The organism is Cohnella rhizoplanae (genome assembly GCF_948329515.1).
Taxonomy (GTDB): domain Bacteria; phylum Bacillota; class Bacilli; order Paenibacillales; family Paenibacillaceae; genus Cohnella; species Cohnella rhizoplanae.
Window position 1 is genome coordinate 171,535 of sequence record NZ_CAOJCN010000005.1, and the last position, 21,944, is coordinate 193,478.

Consider the following 21,944-nt stretch of genomic DNA (forward strand, 5'->3'; position numbering starts at 1 on the left):
AGGGACGCTGAAATTCGCGCCATTCTTTGTCAAGGAAGCCAAGCGGCCTTCGCGCATGCGAAAAACGGGACGAAACAGATGGTGCCTCTGCTTCGTCCCGCTCAACATTTCCTTCCGAATCTTGATTTCCGCTCCGCGCTTACTCCGCTTGCTTCAGCTCCGCAATGGCTGTCTTGTACTGCGCCAGCAGCTTGTCCAGCGCGAGGCCGATCTTCTCCGCGTCGTCCGTCCGGACGGCTTCGCCCAAGGCGATGCGGCCTTGCAGGAGCCCGACTCCCCCGGGAGCCGCAGCGGCTGCCGTCGTGACGACCGTAATGCCGGCGCGAGGCGTCAATGTCCCGACCGTTTGCAGATTGCCGACGCTCGCCGCTTTGACCGCCTGAAGCGTTATCGTTCCCGAGCCTGACGCCGTTAAGATCCCCTTTTGGAGAGACACGGCGTTTACGGCATGCGCAGTCCCGTCCGAGCTGGGTACAGAGACAGCAGGCAAGGCTGCCGCTGAGAGCGTCAGCGTATTCTTGCCCTGGGCAAGCTTGGCGTAACTGGCGAGCGTATCCTTCCATTCCTGCACGGCATCCGGCGCATACTTGGCGGCGACCTCGACGGGATCGGTCAGCTGCACGACCGCGGAGGGCGAGATCGGTCTCGCTTCTCCTGCCGCGATCTGCGAGGACTTGGCGGACGCCGTCGTCAGGGAGACCGCGTACTGCTTGGATAGCGCGGGTCCGGCCGCCGCGAAGGCGGCGACGGGACTGGCCAGCGCGGTGACCGCCATGGCGGTGACGGCGATTTTGGCGATGATGGACTTGCTTTTCATGGACGCATCACTCCTGGTTATCGTTTGTCTTGCATCTCCTAATTTAAAGTCCAGGTGTGGCAGGCGATTGGTGGAAATGTGGAAAAACGATGGCACGCGCCCGGCTGTGGACCGGACTTGCTATAATAAACGCATAGTTTGGCCGGGGAGGTCGTTTCCGATTAACGAGTATACGATTGCCGTCGTGGACGACGATCCGAACATCCGTCATCTCGTCGAGGCTTATCTGAATAAAGAAAATTACCGCACCGTCGGCCTCGCGACCGCAGAAGAGGCATGGGAGCTGTGGATGAGCAGTCCGCCGGATCTCTGGGTGCTCGATATCATGCTGCCCGGCATGGACGGGTACGAGCTGTGCAGGCGCATTCGCGGCGACGCCGAAGTGCCGATCATCATGATCTCGGCCAGGGACGACGAGGTCGACAAGATATTGGGTCTCGAGCTGGGCGGCGACGACTATCTGGTGAAGCCTTTCAGCCCCCGCGAGCTGGTAGCCCGGGTGAAGCGCCAGCTTCGGCGCTGGTACAAGCTTCATGCCGGTCACGAGCCGGCAGCCGCGGCCCTCTCTCCTTCGTTCGTCGAAGTCGGCGCCTTGCGGGTGTATCTGGAGGAGCGGCGCGCTTTTTGGAGCGGCGCGGAATTGGATCTGACCTTTAAGGAATACGCGCTGTTGCAGGTGCTCGCGGAGCATCCGAACCGCGCGTACACGCGGGAGGAATTGCTCGTGCTGGTATGGGGCGACGATTACTTCGGCAGCGACCGGGCCGTCGATCATCTGATCAAGCGGCTTCGCAAAAAGGCCGAGCCGCTCCCGATCGAGTCGGTATGGGGGCATGGCTATCGTTTAAGAGCGGACGGAGGGAAACAGCCATGAAGCTGCTGCATCAGATCAACCTGGCTTTTGCCGCGCTGCTCGTGCTCGTCTTGGGCATGACGGCGCTGCTCATCCATCTGGTACTCATCGATCACTTTATGGTCGAGCAAAAGCAAACGCTGACAGCAGCGGCCTCGAACATCGCGACCCGTCTCCAGCTGCAGGCCGGAACTTTAGCGAAGCCGTCCGATGCGACGCTGTCGCTCGGATCCGCCGTCGCGCTGCCGACCGGCGTCGAGGCCTACATCTTGGATGCCGACGGCCATATCTTAAGCGGCGGCGCAGGAACGACTTCACTTACGGCTTCCGTGCAGCAGCTCCCGTCGACCGTCCTGTCGATCGACGGCACGAAGCCCGGGCTGACCCTGTCGAACTCGCCGATCCGGAGCGGCGGCTATCTCGTCCATACGGACCTGGTACCCCAAGGCATGCTGACGCTGCGCACGCCGATCAGTAAGATCAACGCGATCGAACGCGCGCTTCTCGGCCGGCTGCTGATCGTACTGGCCGTCGGCGGCGCCGTGGCGCTGCTGCTCAGCCTGCTGATCACGCGCAGGCTCATTCGCCCGCTGATGAAGCTGCGCAGAGAACTCGCGAAGGTGCAGGAGCGCCAGTTCGCCGACGTCCGGCTCGTCCGGGCCGGCGGCGAGATCGGCGCCGTCGCGCGTACCGTATACGACCTCGCCGGGGAACTGGAACGTTATAGCCGGGTGCAGAAGCAATTTTTCCAGAATGCGTCCCATGAACTCAAGACGCCCCTCATGTCGATCGCAGGCTATGCCGAAGGCATCCGCGACCGCGTGTTCGAGGGCGAAGGCGCCCGCAGGGGCTTGGACATTATTATCAAGGAAAGCGGGAGGGTGACCAAGCTCGTCACGGAGATGACGCTGCTGGCCAAGCTCGACAGCGAAGCGGACATCGTGCAGCCGGCCGCCGTCGGCGTGCGGGAGATGCTCACCGGCGCCGCCGAACGGATCAATCCGCTGCTCGCGCCGCGGGGACTATCCCTGGACATCGTCTGTGCCGGGGGCGCAGAGAATGGCGAGCTGACGATTATGGCGGACCCGGACAAAATGATGCAAGCGCTGCTCAACGTCGTGTCCAATGCGGCCCGGCATGCCGACAGGCGCATCGTTATCGAGGCCGGCATCGATGATAGCCGTATCGTCATCCGCGTGCGGGACGACGGACCTGGCTTCCCGGAGACGCTGCTCCCCCATCTCTTCCATCGCTTCGTCAAGGGCAAGGACGGCGAGACCGGCCTCGGACTCGCTATCTCCCGCGCGATCGTGGAGCGCTGCGGCGGCTTGATCCGGGCAGGCAATCACGCCTCGGGCGGAGCGGAGATCTCGCTCAGTTTCCCGATGATGACCGCTGCCTGAGCCTTCTCCTATCAAAAAGGAGCTGTTCCCCGTCGTCTGGACGACTTCGGGAAACAGCTCCTTTGCGATTGTCGATGATGTGTCGGGACGTCGCTTAAAAAATCGCGTCGATAACAGGCTTGGTATGGCCGCCCGGATAGAGCAGGTAGAGCAGGATGTATACGGTGATGCCGGTAATCGCGGTGATGAACCAGATCACGGCGGTCACGCGTCCCCAGCGGCGGTGCTTCGCGTATTTCTCCTTGAAGCCGAGCACGAGCGTCGTGATGCCGAATACGGCCGCGACCATCGCCAGCGTAATGTGGAACAGCAGGAAGATCAGATAAATCGTCTTGAGGTGATCGGGTCCGCCCCACTCGGTATTGCCGACGAATATCGTACGGGATACGTAGATGATGAAGAATATGATCGCCGCGATCGCCGCCATGATCATCGTCTTCTTGTGGGCCTCGCGTTTGCCCCGGATAATGAGATTCCAGCCGATCGCCACGAGAATAGCGCTGATCGCGATGAAACTCGTGCTGATCGTTGGCATAATGGTATAGCTTGACAAGTGGGCTCACCTGCTCCATAAATGTTGGACAACTGCTCCCATTGTACCCCGCCTACGCGCTTAGTTCAATTGCGCAGAGGCCACTTCACACATTGTTCAAACCGCCGGACGCGGCGTGATCGAACGTCGGATCGTCATCCTGCGCGCGCTCTCTGCGGTACCACTGCATGAAGACGGTATACAGCGCCGCGATGTTGACGAACTCCTGAAGCAGCTTCATGATGATGCCTCCGAGCTGCTGGTCGTCGGTCGGCGACATCAGGCTGAAGAATGCGGGCCCGCCCTTGAACTGGGCCAGGAATGCCGACGGATCGCCCGCGATGCAATAACCCATGGCTCTCGCCCATACGTCGGGATCGCTGTACACGCTGAACAACGGCGTGCTCGCGAATATGATCAGTACGCAGGCCGGCGTGAGCAGCAGGCCGTTCAAGAAAATGAAGCCTAGCTTGCGCAGGTTCGTCAGCCTGCTCCACTCTGCGACGGGACACATCACATGCCACCAGCTGATCATCGCCGCGCCTAGCATCACGAAGTAATAGAATCCGTGGAACACGTAATGGGTCATGATCCAGTCATGATTGGCCGGCATATGGTACACCGAGAACAGCAGGTTGAAGGCGAACAGCCCCAGCAGCGGATTCATGAAAAAGCGCAACGGTCTCCAAAACGCACGGGAGAATATGGACCTCCACAGCCATGCCGGCACGCCGTAAATGAGCATCGGCGGTACGATAAAATAAGAGATCGCCATCGCCGTCATATGGAACGTAAACATCAGGTGTCCCATCAGGCTGAGCGGTCCGCCTTGCGCCAGATAAAGCAGCACGATCCCCGCGATAAACGCCGCTTGCCGCCTTTTTGAGACGGGCTCGCTATTTTCGAACCGTTCCCGCCAGGGTCCCGTGACCAGCGAATATAGGATGATGATCGCGAGCGCGATGATCATCATGACGGGACTCCATAGGTCGGCGAACGAAAAGTATTCTAATCCCATTCCCATCGTAATTCCTCCTTTCATATTTCATGCCATCAACAGTCGGTCTATCCATGGTTCTATCGGCTATCGAAGCGGACCTACGATCCGTTATTCTCGACATTCACGTCGTCTATCCCCTGAATGACGGGAATAGCGGACCCTGTGTCCTCAATATCGTGTGATACGCAACTTGCGGCCCCTGCGAACCGCCTCAAATCGTTAAAAAGAGAGGCGGCTTGTAGGCCCGCCTCTCTTCAGTTCGTGTTCCTTTACCACCAAACCCAGTACAGCGCCATGATCACCATCGTGATCACGACGATGATGCCGAAGAGGATGCCCATCGTCGCGAACATGTGTCCGCGGTCCTTCAAGTGCATCCAGAACGCCAGCTGTACGAAAACCTGCAGCAAAGCCATGGTCACAAGGATGATGTACGTGAACGTCGTATTGATCTCGCCTGCGGAAACCGCGGCGAAGGCGATGATCGTGAGCGCAAGGGACAGGACAAAAGCGACGACGTGCTTCTGCGGTCCCTCGTGCCGGTGACGTCGCTTGGGTTCAGAAGCGGCTGCCGAATGGTCGTTGGCCATGAGGTTAACCCACCTTTCCCATCAGGTATACAACGGTGAAGATGAATACCCAGACGACGTCGATAAAGTGCCAGTAGATGGCGGACACGTAGATCTTCGGAGCGGTGACGACCGTCAGGCCTTTCTTGAAGATCTGGGCGATGAGCAGCCCGATCCAGAGAACGCCGAACGCGACGTGCGCGCCGTGGAAGCCGACGAGCGTGTAGAACGAGGAGCTGAATGCGCTCGTCGTCAGCTTGTGGCCTTCGGATACGTACGTGTTGAACTCGTAAATCTCGAGCCCGAGGAATCCCAGGCCAAGCAGAATCGTGATAATCAGCCAGACGATCATCGCTTTGACCTTATGCTGGTGCAGCGCCTGAACCGCGAATACGCTCGCGAGACTGGATACCAGCAGGATCATCGTCGCCGCGAATACCATCGGCAGTTCGAATAGATGGTCGGGCGTCGGACCGTCGAGGGTCTGATGGCGAAGCGCGATGAAGGCAGCGAAGAGGGTTCCGAACAGAACCGTCTCCGCGCCCAGGAACAACCAGAATCCAAGGATCTTATTACGGCCTTCTAACGTTGCCTTTTCGGGCTCATGAGGAAGGTGTCCGTCTAAGTGATGGTCGTGTGCGCTCATGCGTGCACCCCTTTCTCCTGCTCCTCAGGCTCGATATGGAAGCCGTGATCGTCGAAGACGGAGCGGCAGAACATGCTTCCGAAGGTGACGACGAGCCCTGCGATGGCGACGATCAGATGGTCGTACATAAACCCAAGCGCGGCTGCGAACAATCCGATGCTCATGATGAGCGGGAGGATCGAAGGCGACGGCATGTGGATCGGTCCGACCGGCTCTGCCGGCGGCATTTCGGTGTTGCCCTTTTGCTTTTCGTTCCACCATGCGTCATAGGAGCGCACGAGCGGAAGTTGCTTGAAGTTGTACTCCGGCGGCGGCGAAGGGATGGACCATTCGAGCGAGCGGCCGTCTTCCCACGGATCGTCCGCGACCGGCTTCTTGTTCGCCGCGCTGACGATGACGTTGATGACGAACACGATCGTGCCGATGCCCATCAGGAACGCGCCGACGGTGCTCACCGCATTCATCGTGTCGAAGCCTTGGCCCGGCAGATACGTCCATACGCGGCGCGGCATGCCGATCAGGCCCAGGAAGTGCTGGATAAAGAAGGTCAAGTGGAAGCCCGTGAAGAACGTCCAGAAAGTCAGTTTGCCCAGCTTTTCGTTCAGCACGCGCCCGAACATCTTCGGCCACCAGTAGTGCAGGCCCGAGAAGATGCCGAAGATCAATCCGCCTACGATGACGTAGTGGAAGTGAGCGACGACGAAGTACGTGTCGTGATACTGGAAGTCGGCAGGCGCGACGGCCAGCATGACGCCGGTGACGCCGCCCATGACGAACGTCGGGATGAACCCGATCGCGAACAGGCTGGCGGAGGTGAACGAGATCGATCCGCCCCACAGCGTGAACAGCCAGTTGAAGATCTTGACCCCCGTCGGCACCGCGATGAGCATCGTCGCGATGGAGAACAGGCCGTTCGCTACCGGGCCGAGGCCGGTCGTGAACATATGGTGGGCCCAGACCATGAAGCCCAGGAATGCGATCAGAACGGTCGCGAACACCATCGAGCTGTAGCCGAAGAGACGCTTGCGCGAGAAGGTGCTGACGACTTCGGAGATGACACCGAAGGCCGGCAGGATGAGAATGTACACTTCGGGGTGACCGAACACCCAGAAGATGTGTTCCCAGAGTACGGCGTTGCCCCCGTTGCCCGTCTCGAAGAAGTTGGCCTCGAACAGCCGGTCGAACGTCAGCGCGACGAGACCTACCGTCAGTACCGGGAAGGCGAAGACGATCAAGGCGGAGGTAATGAAGATCGTCCATGTGAACATCGGCATGCGCATGAAGGACATGCCCGGCGCCCGCATATTGATGATCGTCGCCATGAAGTTGATGCCGCCAAGCAGCGTGCCGATACCGGCGATCTGCAGGCCCATCAGGTAATAGTCGACGCCGTGCCCGCCGTTGTACATCGGACCGGCCAGCGGCACGTAAGACGTCCAGCCCGCATCCGGAATATCGCCGGCGAACCAGCTGATGTTCAGCAGGACGCCGCCGGCGAAGAAGGTCCAGAAACCGAGCGAGTTCAAGAACGGGAACGCGACGTCGCGCGCCCCGATCTGCAGCGGGATGACCGCGTTCATGAGCGCGAACAGCATCGGCATCGCCGCCAGGAAGATCATCGTCGTGCCGTGCATCGTAATTAATTGGTTAAAGGTATCCGCCCCGACGAAATCGTTCATGGGCTTAATCAGTTGAATCCGGATCAGGATCGCCTCAAGGCCGCCGACCAGAAAGAAAAGCCCGCCTGCGATTAAGTACAGAATCCCTATTTTCTTGTGGTCGACGGTCGTCAGCCAGTCCATCAAGCCCCGATAACGCTTGACCGTATGCGCGTGTGCAGCCAAAGCCGCGTCCTCCTTCATTCCCCGCAGAAGCTAGAGTATTAGTATTCGAGCTTTTGGCCGGCCAGATACTTCGCGATGCCGTCGAGCTCTTCGTCCGAGAGGCCGGTAGCCGTCGTTCCCTTGCCCGGTCCGTAAGTAACGTTCTGGCTGACGTCCGGCATTTGGTTGCCCGGCTTGATCGTCTGCGCGTGGGCGATCCAGTCCTTCAGATTCTCTTCGACCGACTTCTCGTCGTTGTAGAGAATGCCGCCGACCGTCAGCCTGCTGCCGATGCCCGTCAGGTTCGGAGCCGCGCTGCCCGCGTTGGTCTCGCCGATCGCGTGGCAGGACAAGCATTTGCTCTCGAACGCCGCCTTGACGGTCTCGTCGGCCGGCATGGAGACCGGCGCCTTCATGGCCGCGACCCACCGGTCGAACGACGCCTGGCTGACCGCCTTCGCCTTGAAGTCCATCAGCGCGTGCGAAGGACCGCAGAGCTCGGCGCACTTGCCTCTGAACACGCCTTCGTTGGGGAACTCGAGAAACAGCTTGTTCGTCGTGCCGAGACCCGCGTTGGTATCGATCTTGCCTCCGATGGACGGAATCCAGAAGGCGTGCGTCACGTCGCCGGACGCCAGCTTGAACTGGATCTTGCGGCCGGTCGGCACGATCAGCTCCTGCGCGGTCTTAATGCCGTATTCCGGATAGTCGAACTCCCACCAGTACTGGTGCGAAGTGACCGTAACCTGCACGGCCTCCGGATCCTTGGAATAATCCTTGGAGAGGCCGAACACCGTGTTGATCGTCGGCACGCCCAGAATAAGCAGCAATACGATCGGAATGACGGTCCAGATAATCTCCAGCGTGTGATTCCCTTCGACTTGCTTCGGTATGGAGTTGTCGCCTTTGCGCCGGCGGAAGCGGATCAGTACGTAGATACAGATCGCAAACACGACGACAACGACAAGCGCCATGATCGAGATCGAGAGCGTCATCAGATCAAATTGTTTTTGCGCGACAGGCCCCTGCGGACTCAAGGTCGACAGATCGTCCCTGCCGCATGCCGACAGCAAGAGCGCCATGCCGGCCATAAGCGGAAGTAACCGCTTCATTACGCGCCACCGATTCATCATCCATTCATCCCCACTTTGACATAATCACGGATCGCCTTCTTCTCTGACTGTGGCGGCAGCGACCCATGTGTTGCGCGATGTCGAACTTTGGTCTCGCACGTACCTAAACCCTCTAATAAATATAAAGATTGGTACGACAGTTTGTCAATGTTCACACAACAGTTCACAAATTGTTCTCAAAACTGTCAAAAACGTTGCCGCACAAGGGTTTCAAGGCTCAAATTCCTGTTTCGGCTCCCTTGCCGGAGGGCGTTGCAAAGGCTTTCTTGGGCTCCGGGCAGCCGAATGCGCCCCTCTTCCCGTTGCGATGACCCTTTCCATCAGCTTTTACCATTGGCGGCTGGTTTTATGTACGGAAGGCCGGCATACTTTTGCCGCCCCGGCGAACACTAAATCCATCGCATCCAGATTCCCGAGAGGAGCCCGGTTATGAACAAGCGCCAATACGCGGCGGCCATGGTGCTCGCGACCGCGCTGGTGGGGCTGGGCGGCTGCAATTATAAAGCCCATCATCAGCAGAGCGCGAACGACTACGGCAGCAGAACGTCGAACGATCCGAAAATGTCTGGCATCCGCGCCTACAGCCATGTCGTGACCGATCCGCGCGCGCACGACAACCGCTATTTCGAATACAGCTCCGCCTTGTCCTACCGCCTGTCCAACGTGCCGGGCGTCGCCAACGCCATCGTCATGCTGACGGACAAGAACGCGTACGTCGGCATCTCGACCGACCAGACGGCTACGGGCGTCCGCTCTCACGGCGGAGGCAAGGAATCGAGCGATCAAGACAACACCGGCACGACCGAAGGCGTCTATAACATCGACACCGGGAGCAGCTCGTGGGATCTCACGAAGATCGTCACGCCCTATAACTCCTCCCTGACGCACAAGGACATCTCCGATCTATCCACGGAATTCCGCCAGACGCTGGCGAACGAGGTCCGGAAGATGGCTCCGAACGTGAACGGCGTCCACATCTCCGCCAACATGGAATACGTGAATCAACTGCTCGGCTATGCCAAGGCTGCTTGGGGCGGACGGCCGCTTGCCCCGCTCACGCCATCCTTCAACAGGTTGGCCAGGTACATGTTCGCCGCGACCGACGAGGTACCGCTCCCGGTGCCCGAGCCGACTGCCCGGAACGACCGCTAGATACCGGGAATGTTGCCTAGATACCGACCCATGCAGGTCAGCATATTTATAGGAAATAAAAAAAAGGCCCCCAAGATAACTGCGGGGGCCTTCGCTCTGCCGAAAGCAAATGCTCCATCGGGAGCTTCGCGAATGCGCTGCGCTCAGGAGGCGGACGAGTTCAACCTCGTCAGCTCTCGTTCAACGATAACGGTAAGTTCATCTTCATAGCCGCCGGTGATTCTGTATTTTCGGATGTAATCCTTGACGAACTTGCGCGGATCCTTAGGGCGAAAAATTCTCGTAAGCTCCTGCAAACTTTCCTGAACTTCGTTATGACCGCGCTTTGCCATGCCATAATCCCTCCCGGCGGAAAGTTCCCGCAAGATTCGTACAGAGTTGACGCCCGGCTGCCCTATAGAAGATGTTTACTTTCCGTTCGCCTCATTATACCAGTTCGGCCAGAGGTTTAACAGAAAAACCGTCTTCAGTCGTCTACCTCGAACCATTGCTCCCCGCCCGGCAACGCGAATCTGTCGCCCGGCCTGAGCTCTCGCGCGGCGCCCGCGGCGAGCCGGGTGCCGTCCCGCAAGTATGTACCGTTGGAAGACCCGTGGTCGACCAGCGAAAAAACCCGGCGCGCCGAATCGTAGCTCACGGTGCAGTGCTTGCGGCTGATCTCGGCGTGCCCGTCGGGAAAGACGAGCTCGCACTGATGGCCGTCCCTGCCGATGGCCAGGGGCCTGTCCGCCAGCCGGTAGCTTGCGCCGGCGAACTCGCCCGACAAGCCTACCAAACGGGGCTCTTCGGCCCGCGCGGGCTCGGGCGTGCGGCGTTCCGCCGCATCCGGCGCGTCGCCGAGACTGCGGAGCGGCACCGTGTAACCGAGCGAAGCGTCGACATCTTCGTCGTCGACGTCCGACTCGCGGTCTTCGCGGTGGTCATCCCGGGACGGAGCGTTCGAAGTAAACAAGGCCTGGTCCGTATGCCTGGACTCGTCCTCCTTATTACTCTTACCCCGCGTCGTCATCTGCAGAAACGCCAGCACCGCGATGACGGACACCGCGATGCCGATCGCCATGGCCGCCAGCAGCGGCAGCATGCCCTGCGAAGCCGCGTGCTCCGCGGCCGTCAAGGCCTCGGCCGGCGCGGCCTCCGCCGAAGGGACCGGCCAAACCGCGGCGGCGATGGCCAGGACGGCTGCCGGCAGAACGCGGAGGCCGGACCTTTTATTCATGGCGGGCTCCTCCTACTCATGTAAACGCTTACTAATGCGTATGCGTCAGCTGATTATTTAATACCGCTTATGATCTCGATTATAGCTCGATTCGGTTGTCCGTTCAATCGTCCGACAGGCTGATCGGCGGCCGCTCAGAGGCCGCCGATCAGCTCGCGGAGCTCGCCCGGGGAAGGCGCGCGGAACGCGACCTTCAGCCCCTGCGCGTCAGACTTCACGCTCTTGATGCGCACGACCTTCGGCAGCTGCGCGCCGAGCGGAATGACGACATCGTCGAACCGGTCCGCAGGCAGCGGCACGCCCCGGATCGAAGCCTTCTCGACTACGGCCGTCAAGTTCGGTTCCTGCCACTCCAGACGATATACGAAACTCAAACCCACCGGGATTCGGTTTTTGATCTTTAAATTGACGTCGGCGGCAAGCCGGTTGTCCGCGAGCAAGCGGAATCCGGCTCCCGTGATCAGCACGTCCGGGCTGTACTGCGGATTATCCGCGATGGACGCCTTGGCCAGATTGTTCACGTCGGCCTCGGAGAGCACGAGCTCGGTCGACAGATTCTTGAACATCTGCAGCGCCCTGCTCTCGAGAGGCACCGGCTCGTAAGCCAGGTCAAGCGGCTGGGACGGCTTGATCAGCTGATATAAAATGACGCTGCCCACGGCGGCGAGCACGACAAAAGCGATAAAGGCGAACAGCAGCTTTTTCAAATGAAATGCCTCCTCTGGGCGGTTCTCGAACGAAGGCGCGGGGCCGCCGCGCGGATTGACTTGCTTCCTGCTTAAGAGTATAACATTAGTAATTCAAATGTCGGGCATGGTACTCTCGCCGCGCGGATCTGACGCCCTTGCCGCGTCTTAGCCAGCCGTCCCTATGGGGGCGGCTTCATTTATATTCTCAGGAAGGAAGTTGACCCATGTCTGACCTATTACCCCGTACCGCCCCGGCCTCCATCCGGATGGAGGACATCCTGTTCGCCGCGCATACGCTGCGGGGCGTCGTATCGCCGACGCCGCTGCAGTTCAACAAGGCGCTCTCGGCCAAGCACGGCTGCCAGGTCCACCTGAAGCGCGAAGACCAGCAGGTCGTGCGCTCCTTCAAGATCCGCGGCGCCTACAATCTGATCTCCGGCCTGCCCGCCGAGGAGCGCGCGCGCGGCGTGATCTGCGCGAGCGCGGGCAATCACGCGCAGGGCGTCGCCTATTCCTGCGCCGCGCTCGACATCCCGGGCATCATCTATATGCCCGCTACGACGCCTCGGCAGAAGATCGGGCAGGTCAAGCTGTTCGGCGGGGACAAGGTCGAAGTGCGCCTCATCGGCGACACGTTCGACGATGCCTATGCGGAGGCCCAGCGGGCGACGCAGGAGACTGGCATGACCTTCGTGCATCCGTTTGACGACCCTCGGATCATCGCAGGCAACGGCACGGTGGGTAAAGAGATTATGGAAGCGTGCAAGGAACCGGTCGACGTCCTGCTCGTGACGATCGGCGGAGGCGGGCTCGCCGCGGGCGTCGCATCCTACGTCAAAGCGGTCAGTCCCAAGACGCGCATCATCGGCGTCGAACCCGAGGGCGCCCCGTCGATGCTGGCCGCCCTGGAGCGCGGCGAGGTCGTCCCCCTGGAGGAGATCGACAAGTTCGTGGACGGCGCCGCGGTCAAGCGGGTCGGCGAGCTGACCTACGCGCTGTGCCGCGAGCTGCTCGACGAAGTCGTCGTCGTACCGGAAGGACGGGTGTGCACGACGATACTCGAGCTCTACAACGAGCATGCGATCGTGGCAGAGCCCGCCGGCGCGTTGACCGTGGCCGCGCTCCCGATGCTCGCCGGGCGGCTCGAGGGCCTGAACGTCGTATGCGTGGTCAGCGGCGGCAACAACGACATCGACCGGATGCAGGAGATCAAGGAGCGCTCGATGATCTATGAGGGGCTCAAGCACTATTTCATGGTCAACTTCCCTCAGCGCGCCGGCGCGCTCCGCGAATTTCTCGACGACGTGCTGGGGCCGGGCGACGATATCGTGCAGTTCGAATACACGAAAAAGCATAATAAAGAGAACGGTCCGGCCCTCGTCGGCATCGAGCTCAAGAGTCCCGACGACTACGGCCCGCTGGTCGATCGCATGAATCTCAAGGGGTTCCGGTACGTGGAGCTGAACAAGGACCCGCTGCTGTTCAATCTGCTAATCTGACCGCCGGCGCGCGCGGCTTTTGATCGCATGCAGATTATGGCTATAATGGTGAAGTCATGCATCCCGCCCGCGCTCTAGGCGCAGAGGGCTTCAAAGGAGAATTCCGTTGAAGACTGCTTCGATCCGAACCATGTTCACGAAGGAAATGTCGCTGCTTGCCCTTATTCTATATTTGGTGGAATTCGTGCGCGGCGCCGCGCTCATCGGTTTTTTGCCGATCTACGGCAAGGAGACGCTCGGGCTGGACCTCGACGTCATCGGCGCCGCCATCACCGCCCACTATTTGATCGACACGGCGCTCAAGCTGGGTATGGGCTATCTCGTCCATCGGTTTCCCGTGCGGCGCATCATTCATATCGGCTTGCTGGCCTCGCTGATCGGGATGGCGCTCATCGGCTGGGCGGACGTGCCCTGGATCTTCATCTCGGCGGCCGGGTTGTACGGACTGGGCATCTCCCCCATCTGGATCTACTGCCTGACGAAGGTCAAGGAAGAAGGCCGGGGCGCCCAGATGGGATTCCTGTACATGATCTGGCTCGTCGGGCTCGGCTCCGGCCCGGTCGTGCTGAATCTGGTGCTCGTCCACAGCGAGCGGGCGAGCTACTGGATCATGGTGCTCGTGTCGGCCGGTGCCTGGCTGCTGTCCTTTATGATCCCCAAGGAGGCGCGCGCCGAGGTGGCGGCCGTCCCGTTCCGCAAGCAGCTCGCGGTGCTCGGCACGCATCTGAAGGATATGCGCTTCCTGCTGCCCGGCATGATCCTGCAGACCCTGGCGGCCGGCATGCTGCAACCCATCCTGCCGAGCTTCGTAAAAGATCATCTAGGCATGGCCCCATGGCAGTACACGCTGCTCCTGCTGGCCGGCGGCGGCTTCACGGCCCTCGGGCTCATCCCGATGGGCAGGCTGTCCGACCGTCTCGGGAAAAAGTGGTTCCTGGTGGCGGGCTTCCTGCTGTTCGGCGTCGCCCTGTACGGCCTGACGCTCGGCCCCGCGCCGGCGCTGGCCTTTATAGGGGCCGTCACGCTGGGCCTCTCCTATGCGGCCGTGCTCCCGGCATGGAACGCGCTGCTGGCGGCGTACGTGCCGCCCGGGCAGAAGGGCCTCGGCTGGGGCGTGCTCTCCGCCGTCGAAGGCCTCGGCGGCCTGCTCGGCCCGATCATCGGCGGCTTCGCGGCCACGGGTTACGGAGAGCCGTCGGTCGTCCTGAGCACCGCGGTCATCTTCGCCGTGATCGGCGTCATCTATTTATTGTTCCCATTCCGCCTGTTCCGCGGGGAGTCGCCCGCGCAGCGCATGTGAGGTAATCTATGCATCAGCTATTGACCGACAAGATCACCGCATTCGCAGCCACGCGCTGGCAAGAGTGGATGACATACTTAAAAGGCATGAGCCTGGAGGACATTCAGGCGCTGCTCGACCGCTACTCGGCTCTCGGGCCGCTGCCGGGCATTCTGCTCCCTCTGGCGGAGTCGCTGCTGCCTTTTCTGCCGCTCATCGTCATCGTAGTGGGCAATGCCTTGTCCTACGGACTATGGCTGGGCTTCCTGTATTCTTGGATCGGCGCCTGCTGCGGCTCCGTGGTCGTATTCATGCTGGCCCGGCGCTTCGGCTCGCGCTACGGAGAGCGCATCCGCAAGCGCATGCCCCGCATGGAGCGTTTTTTTTCCTGGGTCGAGCGCAAAGGATTCACGCCGATTTTTATATTGTCCTGCCTGCCCTTCTCCCCGTCCGCCATCGTCAACATCGCGTCGGGCATCTCCAAGATCCCCTTGCATACGTTCGTCATCGCGATCATCATGGGCAAGGCCGTCATGATCTTCACGCTCTGCTTTCTCGGCCACGATCTCAACGCGCTCGTCCATCAGCCCTGGCGCCTGCTCATCGCGGCAGCGATATTGGCCGCGCTGTGGTTCGCCGGCAAAAAGCTGGAAGGACGGTACGTAGGTTAAGGCGCGCCTATTCGCTCCGAGGGCATAATGGCGCCGCGCGCGTGGCAACCTATCCGGGAGTCGACGTTAATACCGGAAGGAGGGATCGCCATGTCCGGCGAACAACCGTCAGGCGCTCAGATCAAGGCCAGCGAAGCGCAGTCCAAGGCCGACAGGACAGGCTCCGGCAAGGACGCGGCCAGCCGCCTCCAATCCGAATCCGACCAATCCGCGATGCGCAAGCACGGCAAGTAATCATAGCGAGGCGGTGACCCGAGATGGGCGAGAACAAGGAAATGATGCCGGTGTCAGGCGAGAAGGTCGAATCCGACGGCGTCTACCGGGACGAATGGGGACGCGAGCTGCAGCTCAGCATCGGTGACACGTATCCGTCGGACCCCGTCCTCGGCAGCACCGAGTGGGAATGGGTCGAGGCGGTGTACGACAACCATCACGACGGGGAGACCGACCCGCGCCTGATTCCCAAGGAAAAGGACGTCAACAAGCAGGATAAAATCGATCATCCGCGAAGACAGACGGGCTACGGCTCTACCAGTTGAATTCAAAAGCGGCGACCGCTCTCCCGAACGGGAAGCGATCGCCGCTTTTTGCATAGAGTGCGCGGTTATCCGGCGCATGTCGATAGTTCAGGATTAAGAAAGCGGTACAAGGAACGACTACAGGCCCAGCAGCCGCTCCGGATCCTCCGGCGCGCCGTCTCTGCGTTCCCGCAGATGCTCGATCAGCTTGTCGAGCCGCCGCAGACGCTCTTCGTAGGCATAGATCGCCGAGGCGACGACCAGCAGCCGGCTCTTGTCCGCCGCGACCGTAACCGGCGAGGCCGCGATGCCCGCCAGCAGGCCGGACGATTCGGGCGGCGGCGCCGAGGCGGCGGCACCCGGCTTCAGCAGGCCGTCCCATTTCCACATCAACTGCTCGTGGTAGCCGCAGAGCGCCTCGATCTGCCGGTCTACCTCCTGCCGCCACTTCTCGTCCGATGCCGCGGGGAAGTAATGCACGTCCACCGCTTCGATCAGCGTGACGCCCCGCTCGAGCGCGTTCAACATGCCTTTGTAGATCACCAGCAGGCGGGCCCGGTCCGCCCGCGACGCCTTGCGCACGACCCGCTCCTCGGCATAGAGGTCGTAGGCGTCCTCCAGCTGGCGCAGCTGTCCCTTGAGCGACGAGAGCTCCTGGTTGAACACGCTCTCCCGCAGCTCGTTGGATACCGAGGTCCGGAGCAGCAGCGACAGCTGGGTCTGGGACTTCTTCATCTGCGCGAAGAACCGGCCGCGATGCCGTGGGGGCGCGACCGTAATGTTGACCACGAACGCGGTGACGATGCCGGTCAGCAGCGCCGCCAGCCGGTCCATGACCAGGGGCCAGCCGAGACCGTGCGCCTCCATCAGCACGACGACGGTCACGACGGTGAGACCGATCGTCTCCTCCGTCTTGAGCCGGATGCAGAGCAGGATCATCAGCACGCTGACGATCCCGATGGACAGCGGGCTGCTGCCGACCAGCCATACGGCAGCGATCGCAGCGGCGGCGCCGAGCACGTTGCTCTGCAGCTGCTGAAGCACTTGAACCCAGCTGCGATAGATCGAAGGCTGGATCATCACGACCGAAGCGATCGCCGCGATGAGCGGCAGCTTCAGACCCATCAGGCTGCCGATCCACAGCGCGATCGCGACGGACAGGCCGGTCTTGAATACGCGGGCTCCGATCGTCAATCCGCTTCCTCCTTTACGGCCTCTAGCACCACGCCGGTCGTCGCCGTCTCCTTCCCGTTGACGACCAGCGCGAGCGTATGCGTCCCCGGGTAGTGGCGCCTGGTGGACAAGTCCTTGAAGGAGAGCTTCCGCGTCCCTGCGATCGTGCCGCCGCCCTCGAGGACCCGCTCGGCGAGCCTGAACAGCTTGCGGTAGCCGCTGCCCTCGGCGCTGCGCGGATAGGTCACGGCCATCTCGAGCCTGAGCTTGCGCGCCTCTCCCGCCGGCAGCGGCAGCTGCACTTCATACGCGACCAGCACGGCGTCCCCTATGGCCGCCGTCCCCGGCGTGACGGTCCAGGCGCTCACGACAGCCTCCGGAGCCGGCAGCAACCCAAACAGACGCATCGCATCCTCGTCCGCCCGGCCCCGGATCAATCCCCGGCAGGCATGGCGCAGCAGCGCGTCCGTCTGCGGGTTGGCGCCGTGCCAGCGGGTGGCCAGCTCCATCACCAAGGCCGGATGGTCTTTGGAAATATCGTTCAGATTGTTGGCGACGCTGCGCCTCACGTACTCCGACGGGTCCGCCTTAAGCGCGTCCAGAATCGGCAGGATCGGCGAGGGATCCCGCTTGAATGCCGGCAGCGCGTCCGCCCACGGCAGCCGCGGCCGGCAGCCTTCGCTGGCGAGCCTCCGCACGTGCTCGTCCGGATCCGCGCTCCATGCGAGCATCTGCGCCATCATGCGCGCCGGATCCTGCTTAATGAAGGGACGGACGGCGAACTCGGCGGACGACGACCGGGTGAACAGCGCGAGCGCGCGCACGGACCTGCCCCAATGGGATAGCCCGTACGACTCTACGAAGTCCGGAAAAAACAAATAAGGAAAGCCCCGGCACTCGCCGGCGATCTCCTCCAAAATATCAAGGGCCCGCTCGTAGTCTCCGGGCAGCACGGCGCCCAGCGATAGGGAGATGCGGCGGATGCGCCCCTTAAGGGCGAGCGCCTCCCATCCGTCCGCCAGCGCCAGACGCACGAACCGCTCCGCGTCGAACGGCGCCCACGCGCGGGCAACCCGCGTGCCGAAGGCGCTCAGAAAGGCTTCGTCGTACATATTTTTAAGCGGCTCCGCCACGATAATAAACCTCCTATATCCGGCGCCTCAATCGCTTGTCTCCCGCCGAATCGAAGCTTTATTATACCATGCGGACAGCCGGCCGGTCAGCACGGACAGGAACGCCGACGCGAACGCGGTCATCGCCGCGGTCTCCAGACATTCCTCGATCGTCTGCAGCAGCCGTTCGCTGCTCTTGCCCAGGCTGCGGATGTCGATCGTGTCCATCGAGACGGCGCAAAGAGCGATCAGCAGCCCTGCCGCGAAAAAGGCCCGCGGCGCCGCAGCCCTGCCGAGCAGGCGCCAAAGTCCCCACACCGCGGCCAGCCCGCACACCGCATAAACGGGGATCAGCCAGTCGCCCGCTTCCATCCAGGGCAGCAGACGGACGCCCGTCCGCTTCAGATACCTGTCGCGCAGACGCTCGTGCAGCGCGAACCGCTCGTCGAGCGCCAGCCAGGCAAAGGCCGCCGCCGTCAACGTCCAGCCCCACGCCGTATGGCGGTCTACGAACGACGACAGGCCCTTGCCGCCGCCGCGACTCCGCCGCCGCGAGCCGGCCGGCTGGTCTCCGGCCACCGCTGCCCGGGGCTCGACGCCGGACCTAGACGCCTGAGCGCGGGTCTCGCCGAGCCCGCGAGACGTCTCGCTGCCGCCAGATTCGAGCGCCGATGCGAACGCGTTCAGCGCCGCCAGGCTCGCGGCCAACACGAGCAGCACGCTCTCGAGCCAGGCCTGAGGCGTCGTCTCCGCAGCCACGTAGATCCAGTACCGTGGCCAGCCGGCCGCGATCATGCCGACCGTGAACAGCAGGACGGCCAGCCAGAGCGCCGCCAGCAATCGTATCGGCGCAGCCGGCATACGATCCGTTTCGGCCCCCGCTACGCCCTCTTCCGCCGCATGCCTTGGCTTTCGCATCGTCCGGCCTCCTCCGTCTCCGCTTCCCGAATACCTATCATCTGTCTCGCCTCACACCAGATTCTGCGGTTGACCCGTCGCCAGTCCGCACAGGTTGTCGACCCAGGTGTCGTATCCCCGCTCGAGCACCTCGACCGAATACCATGCCGTGTGCCCGGTCTGCAGCAGTCTCCCTTGGGCGATCTGCCGCGCCGCGCGCTCGTCCTTGTCCGCGAGCGGGAACAGATCGTCCACCGCGTATCCGCGTAGGCGGCCCTCTTCGATCGCGTGGACGACCGCGTAGGGATCGACCAGCGCGCAACGGGACACGTTGACGAGCGTCGCGCCCGTCTTCATGCGCGCGAGCTCGGCCTCGCCGAAGGCTGCCGGTCCCTGCCACTGCGCCGGCATGTGCAGGCTCACGATATCGCTCGAGGCGAGCAGCTCGTCGAGCCCGACCAGGCGCACGCCGTCGGCGGCGCCCCTCCCGCGCGGATCGCAAGCGAGCACGCGCATGCCGAAGGCGCCGGCCAGCTCCGCGACGCGCGAGCCGATCCGGCCGAGCCCGACGATGCCGAGCGTCTTGCCGCGCAGCTCGAAGCCGAGCACGCTCGTTCCGGGCGGCACGCGCCCGCGGACGCGGTCCTGGCTGAGATGGATGCGCCGCGTCATCGTCAGCATCATGCCGAGCGCGTGCTCGGCGACCGAGTCGGACGAGTATTCGGGCAGATGGCTGAGCGCGATGCCGCGCGCCTTAAGCAGCGCGGTATCGATATAGTCCACGCCCGTCGCGAAAACCGCGATGCCACGGAGCCGCGGCAGGCGGGACACCCAGGAGCCGTCGATGGACGGCACGGAGCGCGGGGTCAGTCCGCACACGTCCGCCTCCTTCAGCATCTCGACCAGCTCGTCCGGCGGGATCGGCCCTTCGGCGGAGAGGAACCGGACATCTGCGGCCCGCTCCAGCCGCGCGGCCTGCGCTTCCGCGAAGGTGTTTCTTCCTCGGGCCGTGATGACGACGGCCCTGCGGCGGTTGGACATGCGATCGTAACCTCCCGTTTAAGCTTGGATCGATTCTCCATTTAGTTATAACCCAAATCGGGGTTCGCCGAATGGCCGGCCGCAAGGGACGCCCTCAACGGCTTGCGCGAGCGTCCTCTTGCGCAGCCTCCGATGCGTCAACCGATCTTGACCGGCGCGGCCTCCGGGTAACGGAACGGCAGCAGGATCTCGAACGTCGTGCCGCTCCCGAGCTGACTGTACACCTGTATCTTCCCCTGATGGTTGTCCACGATCTTGAAGCTGACCATGAGCCCGAGCCCGGTCCCCTTGTCCTTGGTCGTGTAGAACGGCTGCCCCATCTTGGCGAGCTGGCTGTCCTCGATGCCCGGCCCCTCGTCCATGATCCGGATGCGCACCGAGTTGTCGACGCGCGTCATGTGGACGCGGATCGCGCCGCCGTCGGTCATCGCCTCGATCGCGTTTTTGATGACGTTGATGAACACCTGCTTGACCTGGCTCTCCACGCCGTAAATCCAGAGCGGGTCCGGTCCGAAGTCGCTCTCGATCTGGATGCTGTGCAGAATCGCCTGCGTCTCGAGCAGCGTGACGGTCTCCCGCATCACGTGCCGGATATCGTGGTACGACAGCTCGTACACCTGCGGCTTGGACAGCATGAGCATCTCGCTGACGATATTCTCGATGCGCGTGAGCTCGGACTTCATGATGTCGTAGTACGTTCCATTGTTCTTGCGCCCCGAGGAGAGCAGCTGGAGGAAGCCCTTGAGCGACGTCAGCGGATTGCGAATCTCGTGCGCGATGCCGGCCGCCAGCTGTCCCGCGACGTAGAGCTTCTCGGAGTTGATGAGCAGCTCCTCGTTTTTCTTGCGCTCGGAAATGTCCCGGATGATGATCTGCAGCGCGGGCTCGTTCTCGATCGAGGTCATCAGCTCGACGATCTCCGTATTGAGCGTCCTGCCCTTGAGCGTGACCCACTCTTGCTCGAGCGGGCCGCTGTTGCCCGTGATGACGAGATTGTGCATGCGCTCCCGCACCCGATCGTGGTCCTCCGGCAGGAGAAACGCATAGATGGACGCGCCCAACAGCTCGCCCGGCTCCGCCGCATCGAACATCCGCAGTCCCGCCTCATTGACGAAGATCCACTTGTCCTTTTTAAAAATGGCGATCGTATCCAGCGAGTTCTCCACGAGCAGCTTGTATCGTTCATCCATATGATTCATGCGCTTGTCGATATACCAAGTAAACAGCGTGGACGTTAAAATAAGCAGCATGCCGATCCCGATAATCACCGACAGCCGGTAGATATCTTCCTGCAGCCCGTCCGCGGAGACGAACGTGGCGCTATCCCGATATTGGAGCAGCAGCGCTTGCTTGGAGATCTGGCTCTCGATGAATACGGCCGTGCCTAGCGTCAGGCTCGCCAGCCACTTGTACTTCTCGCCCGGCCATTCGGACAGCCGAAGCGCCGCATAGATCCCGCTGAACAGCAAGAACACGCCCAGCACGACGTAGATTCCTGCCATCCGAATCGCGGATACGGGCTCCCCCAGTTCGCCGAAATAGCTCATGAAGGCGACGCCGAAGGCCAGAATGAAGCTCCCCGCGGCCAGACGGTAGCGAATCACGTTCTGAAAAGCGAGCATGACGAACGCCATCGAACAGAAAAAAATGGAGAAAAGCAGCGAAACGACAGTCGCCCAACTGAACACAATCGTCTTGTCCCAGGCCAGCGTGGTTAGAAATTGCTTGACCCACATGCCGATGCCGAAAACAAAGGCCCCGCCCGATAGCCAGAAAACTCGAAATTGATTGTCTTTGCGTTGGAGATTGCCTGTAAAGTTGAACATGGTGTAGGATGCGATTATGCTGATAAGCAGCGCCAACAGCAGGAGGCCAATCTTCCAGGACGTCTCGGAATCGTACATCAAGTGATCCCCCGCAG

23 protein-coding genes are annotated in these 21,944 nt (G+C 61.7%); 8 read left to right on the forward strand and 15 right to left on the reverse strand.

Translation table 11 applies throughout. The annotated features are described in order from the left end of the window. Positions 1-139: 139 nt before the first annotated feature. A complete protein-coding gene (locus PQG80_RS10840; protein ID WP_271751330.1) occupies positions 140-817 on the reverse strand; it encodes a hypothetical protein in 678 nt (225 codons plus the stop codon). 160 nt (positions 818-977) lie between these two features. Between PQG80_RS10840 and PQG80_RS10845 the strand changes: the two genes are divergently transcribed. Next, the gene (locus PQG80_RS10845) at positions 978-1,691 is read left to right on the forward strand and encodes a response regulator transcription factor (protein WP_271751449.1); all 714 of its coding nucleotides are present in this window, start codon (positions 978-980) and stop codon (positions 1,689-1,691) included. Then, positions 1,688-3,073: a sensor histidine kinase gene (locus tag PQG80_RS10850; protein WP_271751331.1), complete on the forward strand. Its 1,386-nt coding sequence runs from the start codon at positions 1,688-1,690 to the stop codon at positions 3,071-3,073. Before PQG80_RS10845 ends, PQG80_RS10850 begins: the two co-directional genes overlap by 4 nt. Before the next feature lie 94 nt (positions 3,074-3,167). On the opposite strand, the gene PQG80_RS10855 is transcribed toward PQG80_RS10850, so the two are convergent. The 6 genes from PQG80_RS10855 to coxB all read right to left on the reverse strand — a co-directional run bounded on the left by PQG80_RS10855 (position 3,168) and on the right by coxB (position 8,776). Continuing rightward, positions 3,168-3,608 (reverse strand): DUF420 domain-containing protein, encoded by a 441-nt coding sequence (locus PQG80_RS10855; protein ID WP_432432747.1) that lies wholly within the window; start codon positions 3,606-3,608, stop codon positions 3,168-3,170. A gap of 103 nt (positions 3,609-3,711) precedes the next feature. Further along, a complete protein-coding gene (gene ctaG, locus PQG80_RS10860; protein WP_271751333.1) occupies positions 3,712-4,629 on the reverse strand; it encodes a cytochrome c oxidase assembly factor CtaG in 918 nt (305 codons plus the stop codon). A gap of 245 nt (positions 4,630-4,874) precedes the next feature. After that, positions 4,875-5,195 (reverse strand): cytochrome C oxidase subunit IV family protein, encoded by a 321-nt coding sequence (locus PQG80_RS10865; RefSeq protein ID WP_271751334.1) that lies wholly within the window; start codon positions 5,193-5,195, stop codon positions 4,875-4,877. Between the two features lie 4 nt (positions 5,196-5,199). Further along, positions 5,200-5,820 carry a cytochrome c oxidase subunit 3 gene (locus tag PQG80_RS10870; RefSeq protein ID WP_217596550.1) on the reverse strand — a complete coding sequence of 207 codons (621 nt, stop codon included), beginning with the start codon at positions 5,818-5,820 and terminating at the stop codon, positions 5,200-5,202. Next, on the reverse strand, positions 5,817-7,622 hold the full coding sequence (gene ctaD, locus PQG80_RS10875; RefSeq protein ID WP_271751450.1) for a cytochrome c oxidase subunit I: 1,806 nt from the start codon (positions 7,620-7,622) through the stop codon (positions 5,817-5,819). The genes PQG80_RS10870 and ctaD overlap by 4 nt, the downstream gene beginning before the upstream one ends. Positions 7,623-7,702: 80 nt before the next feature. Further along, complete coding sequence (gene coxB / locus PQG80_RS10880) at positions 7,703-8,776, reverse strand: cytochrome c oxidase subunit II (RefSeq protein WP_271751335.1); 1,074 nt, start codon at positions 8,774-8,776, stop codon at positions 7,703-7,705. A 429-nt stretch (positions 8,777-9,205) separates the two neighbouring features. Here coxB and PQG80_RS10885 point away from each other — a divergent pair, with 429 nt between their 5' ends. Beyond that, complete coding sequence (locus tag PQG80_RS10885) at positions 9,206-9,928, forward strand: hypothetical protein (RefSeq protein ID WP_271751336.1); 723 nt, start codon at positions 9,206-9,208, stop codon at positions 9,926-9,928. A gap of 143 nt (positions 9,929-10,071) precedes the next feature. On the opposite strand, the gene PQG80_RS10890 is transcribed toward PQG80_RS10885, so the two are convergent. The 3 genes from PQG80_RS10890 to PQG80_RS10900 form a co-directional block, all read right to left on the reverse strand. After that, entirely contained in the window at positions 10,072-10,260 is a 189-nt protein-coding gene (locus PQG80_RS10890; protein ID WP_271751337.1) for a hypothetical protein, read from the reverse strand. 134 nt (positions 10,261-10,394) lie between these two features. Then, on the reverse strand, positions 10,395-11,144 hold the full coding sequence (locus PQG80_RS10895) for an FHA domain-containing protein (RefSeq protein WP_271751338.1): 750 nt from the start codon (positions 11,142-11,144) through the stop codon (positions 10,395-10,397). Between the two features lie 134 nt (positions 11,145-11,278). Then, entirely contained in the window at positions 11,279-11,851 is a 573-nt protein-coding gene (locus PQG80_RS10900) for a hypothetical protein (protein ID WP_271751339.1), read from the reverse strand. Between the two features lie 206 nt (positions 11,852-12,057). On the opposite strand from PQG80_RS10900, the gene ilvA reads away from it, so the two are divergent. The 5 genes from ilvA to PQG80_RS10925 all read left to right on the forward strand — a co-directional run bounded on the left by ilvA (position 12,058) and on the right by PQG80_RS10925 (position 15,821). Then, positions 12,058-13,332: a threonine ammonia-lyase IlvA gene (gene ilvA, locus PQG80_RS10905; RefSeq protein WP_271751340.1), complete on the forward strand. Its 1,275-nt coding sequence runs from the start codon at positions 12,058-12,060 to the stop codon at positions 13,330-13,332. Positions 13,333-13,438: 106 nt separating this feature from the next. Further along, a complete protein-coding gene (locus tag PQG80_RS10910) occupies positions 13,439-14,632 on the forward strand; it encodes an MFS transporter (RefSeq protein WP_334219817.1) in 1,194 nt (397 codons plus the stop codon). 8 nt (positions 14,633-14,640) lie between these two features. Next, the gene (locus PQG80_RS10915) at positions 14,641-15,282 is read left to right on the forward strand and encodes a TVP38/TMEM64 family protein (protein ID WP_271751341.1); all 642 of its coding nucleotides are present in this window, start codon (positions 14,641-14,643) and stop codon (positions 15,280-15,282) included. A gap of 90 nt (positions 15,283-15,372) precedes the next feature. After that, positions 15,373-15,516 carry a hypothetical protein gene (locus PQG80_RS10920; protein WP_271751342.1) on the forward strand — a complete coding sequence of 48 codons (144 nt, stop codon included), beginning with the start codon at positions 15,373-15,375 and terminating at the stop codon, positions 15,514-15,516. Between the two features lie 23 nt (positions 15,517-15,539). Further along, complete coding sequence (locus PQG80_RS10925; RefSeq protein ID WP_271751343.1) at positions 15,540-15,821, forward strand: transposase; 282 nt, start codon at positions 15,540-15,542, stop codon at positions 15,819-15,821. A gap of 117 nt (positions 15,822-15,938) precedes the next feature. Here PQG80_RS10925 and PQG80_RS10930 read toward each other — a convergent pair whose 3' ends face one another. The 5 genes from PQG80_RS10930 to PQG80_RS10950 form a co-directional block, all read right to left on the reverse strand. After that, a complete protein-coding gene (locus PQG80_RS10930) occupies positions 15,939-16,994 on the reverse strand; it encodes an FUSC family protein (RefSeq protein WP_271751344.1) in 1,056 nt (351 codons plus the stop codon). Further along, on the reverse strand, positions 16,991-18,106 hold the full coding sequence (locus PQG80_RS10935; protein ID WP_271751345.1) for a DNA alkylation repair protein: 1,116 nt from the start codon (positions 18,104-18,106) through the stop codon (positions 16,991-16,993). Before PQG80_RS10935 ends, PQG80_RS10930 begins: the two co-directional genes overlap by 4 nt. A gap of 27 nt (positions 18,107-18,133) precedes the next feature. Further along, positions 18,134-19,003 carry a DUF8692 domain-containing protein gene (locus PQG80_RS10940; protein ID WP_271751346.1) on the reverse strand — a complete coding sequence of 290 codons (870 nt, stop codon included), beginning with the start codon at positions 19,001-19,003 and terminating at the stop codon, positions 18,134-18,136. 51 nt (positions 19,004-19,054) lie between these two features. After that, a complete protein-coding gene (locus PQG80_RS10945) occupies positions 19,055-20,023 on the reverse strand; it encodes a 2-hydroxyacid dehydrogenase (RefSeq protein ID WP_271751347.1) in 969 nt (322 codons plus the stop codon). Positions 20,024-20,160: 137 nt separating this feature from the next. Next, positions 20,161-21,927, reverse strand: coding sequence for an ATP-binding protein (locus PQG80_RS10950; RefSeq protein ID WP_271751348.1), 1,767 nt, complete (start codon positions 21,925-21,927; stop codon positions 20,161-20,163). Between the last annotated feature and the right edge of the window lie 17 nt (positions 21,928-21,944).

Bases quoted from the DNA above. Each gene is read 5' to 3' on its own strand.
- ctaG (WP_271751333.1), bottom strand. From the start codon at position 4,629: ATGGGAATGGGATTAGAATACTTTTCGTTCGCCGACCTATGGAGTCCC.
- PQG80_RS10920 (WP_271751342.1), top strand. From the start codon at position 15,373: ATGTCCGGCGAACAACCGTCAGGCGCTCAGATCAAGGCCAGCGAAGCG.
- PQG80_RS10940 (WP_271751346.1), bottom strand. From the start codon at position 19,003: ATGCGAAAGCCAAGGCATGCGGCGGAAGAGGGCGTAGCGGGGGCCGAA.
- ilvA (WP_271751340.1), top strand. From the start codon at position 12,058: ATGTCTGACCTATTACCCCGTACCGCCCCGGCCTCCATCCGGATGGAG.
- PQG80_RS10870 (WP_217596550.1), bottom strand. From the start codon at position 5,820: ATGAGCGCACACGACCATCACTTAGACGGACACCTTCCTCATGAGCCC.
- PQG80_RS10855 (WP_432432747.1), bottom strand. From the start codon at position 3,608: ATGCCAACGATCAGCACGAGTTTCATCGCGATCAGCGCTATTCTCGTG.
- PQG80_RS10950 (WP_271751348.1), bottom strand. From the start codon at position 21,927: ATGTACGATTCCGAGACGTCCTGGAAGATTGGCCTCCTGCTGTTGGCG.
- PQG80_RS10945 (WP_271751347.1), bottom strand. From the start codon at position 20,023: ATGTCCAACCGCCGCAGGGCCGTCGTCATCACGGCCCGAGGAAGAAAC.
- coxB (WP_271751335.1), bottom strand. From the start codon at position 8,776: ATGATGAATCGGTGGCGCGTAATGAAGCGGTTACTTCCGCTTATGGCC.
- PQG80_RS10895 (WP_271751338.1), bottom strand. From the start codon at position 11,144: ATGAATAAAAGGTCCGGCCTCCGCGTTCTGCCGGCAGCCGTCCTGGCC.
- PQG80_RS10890 (WP_271751337.1), bottom strand. From the start codon at position 10,260: ATGGCAAAGCGCGGTCATAACGAAGTTCAGGAAAGTTTGCAGGAGCTT.
- PQG80_RS10850 (WP_271751331.1), top strand. From the start codon at position 1,688: ATGAAGCTGCTGCATCAGATCAACCTGGCTTTTGCCGCGCTGCTCGTG.
- PQG80_RS10885 (WP_271751336.1), top strand. From the start codon at position 9,206: ATGAACAAGCGCCAATACGCGGCGGCCATGGTGCTCGCGACCGCGCTG.
- PQG80_RS10840 (WP_271751330.1), bottom strand. From the start codon at position 817: ATGAAAAGCAAGTCCATCATCGCCAAAATCGCCGTCACCGCCATGGCG.
- PQG80_RS10925 (WP_271751343.1), top strand. From the start codon at position 15,540: ATGGGCGAGAACAAGGAAATGATGCCGGTGTCAGGCGAGAAGGTCGAA.
- ctaD (WP_271751450.1), bottom strand. From the start codon at position 7,622: ATGGACTGGCTGACGACCGTCGACCACAAGAAAATAGGGATTCTGTAC.
- PQG80_RS10865 (WP_271751334.1), bottom strand. From the start codon at position 5,195: ATGGCCAACGACCATTCGGCAGCCGCTTCTGAACCCAAGCGACGTCAC.
- PQG80_RS10915 (WP_271751341.1), top strand. From the start codon at position 14,641: ATGCATCAGCTATTGACCGACAAGATCACCGCATTCGCAGCCACGCGC.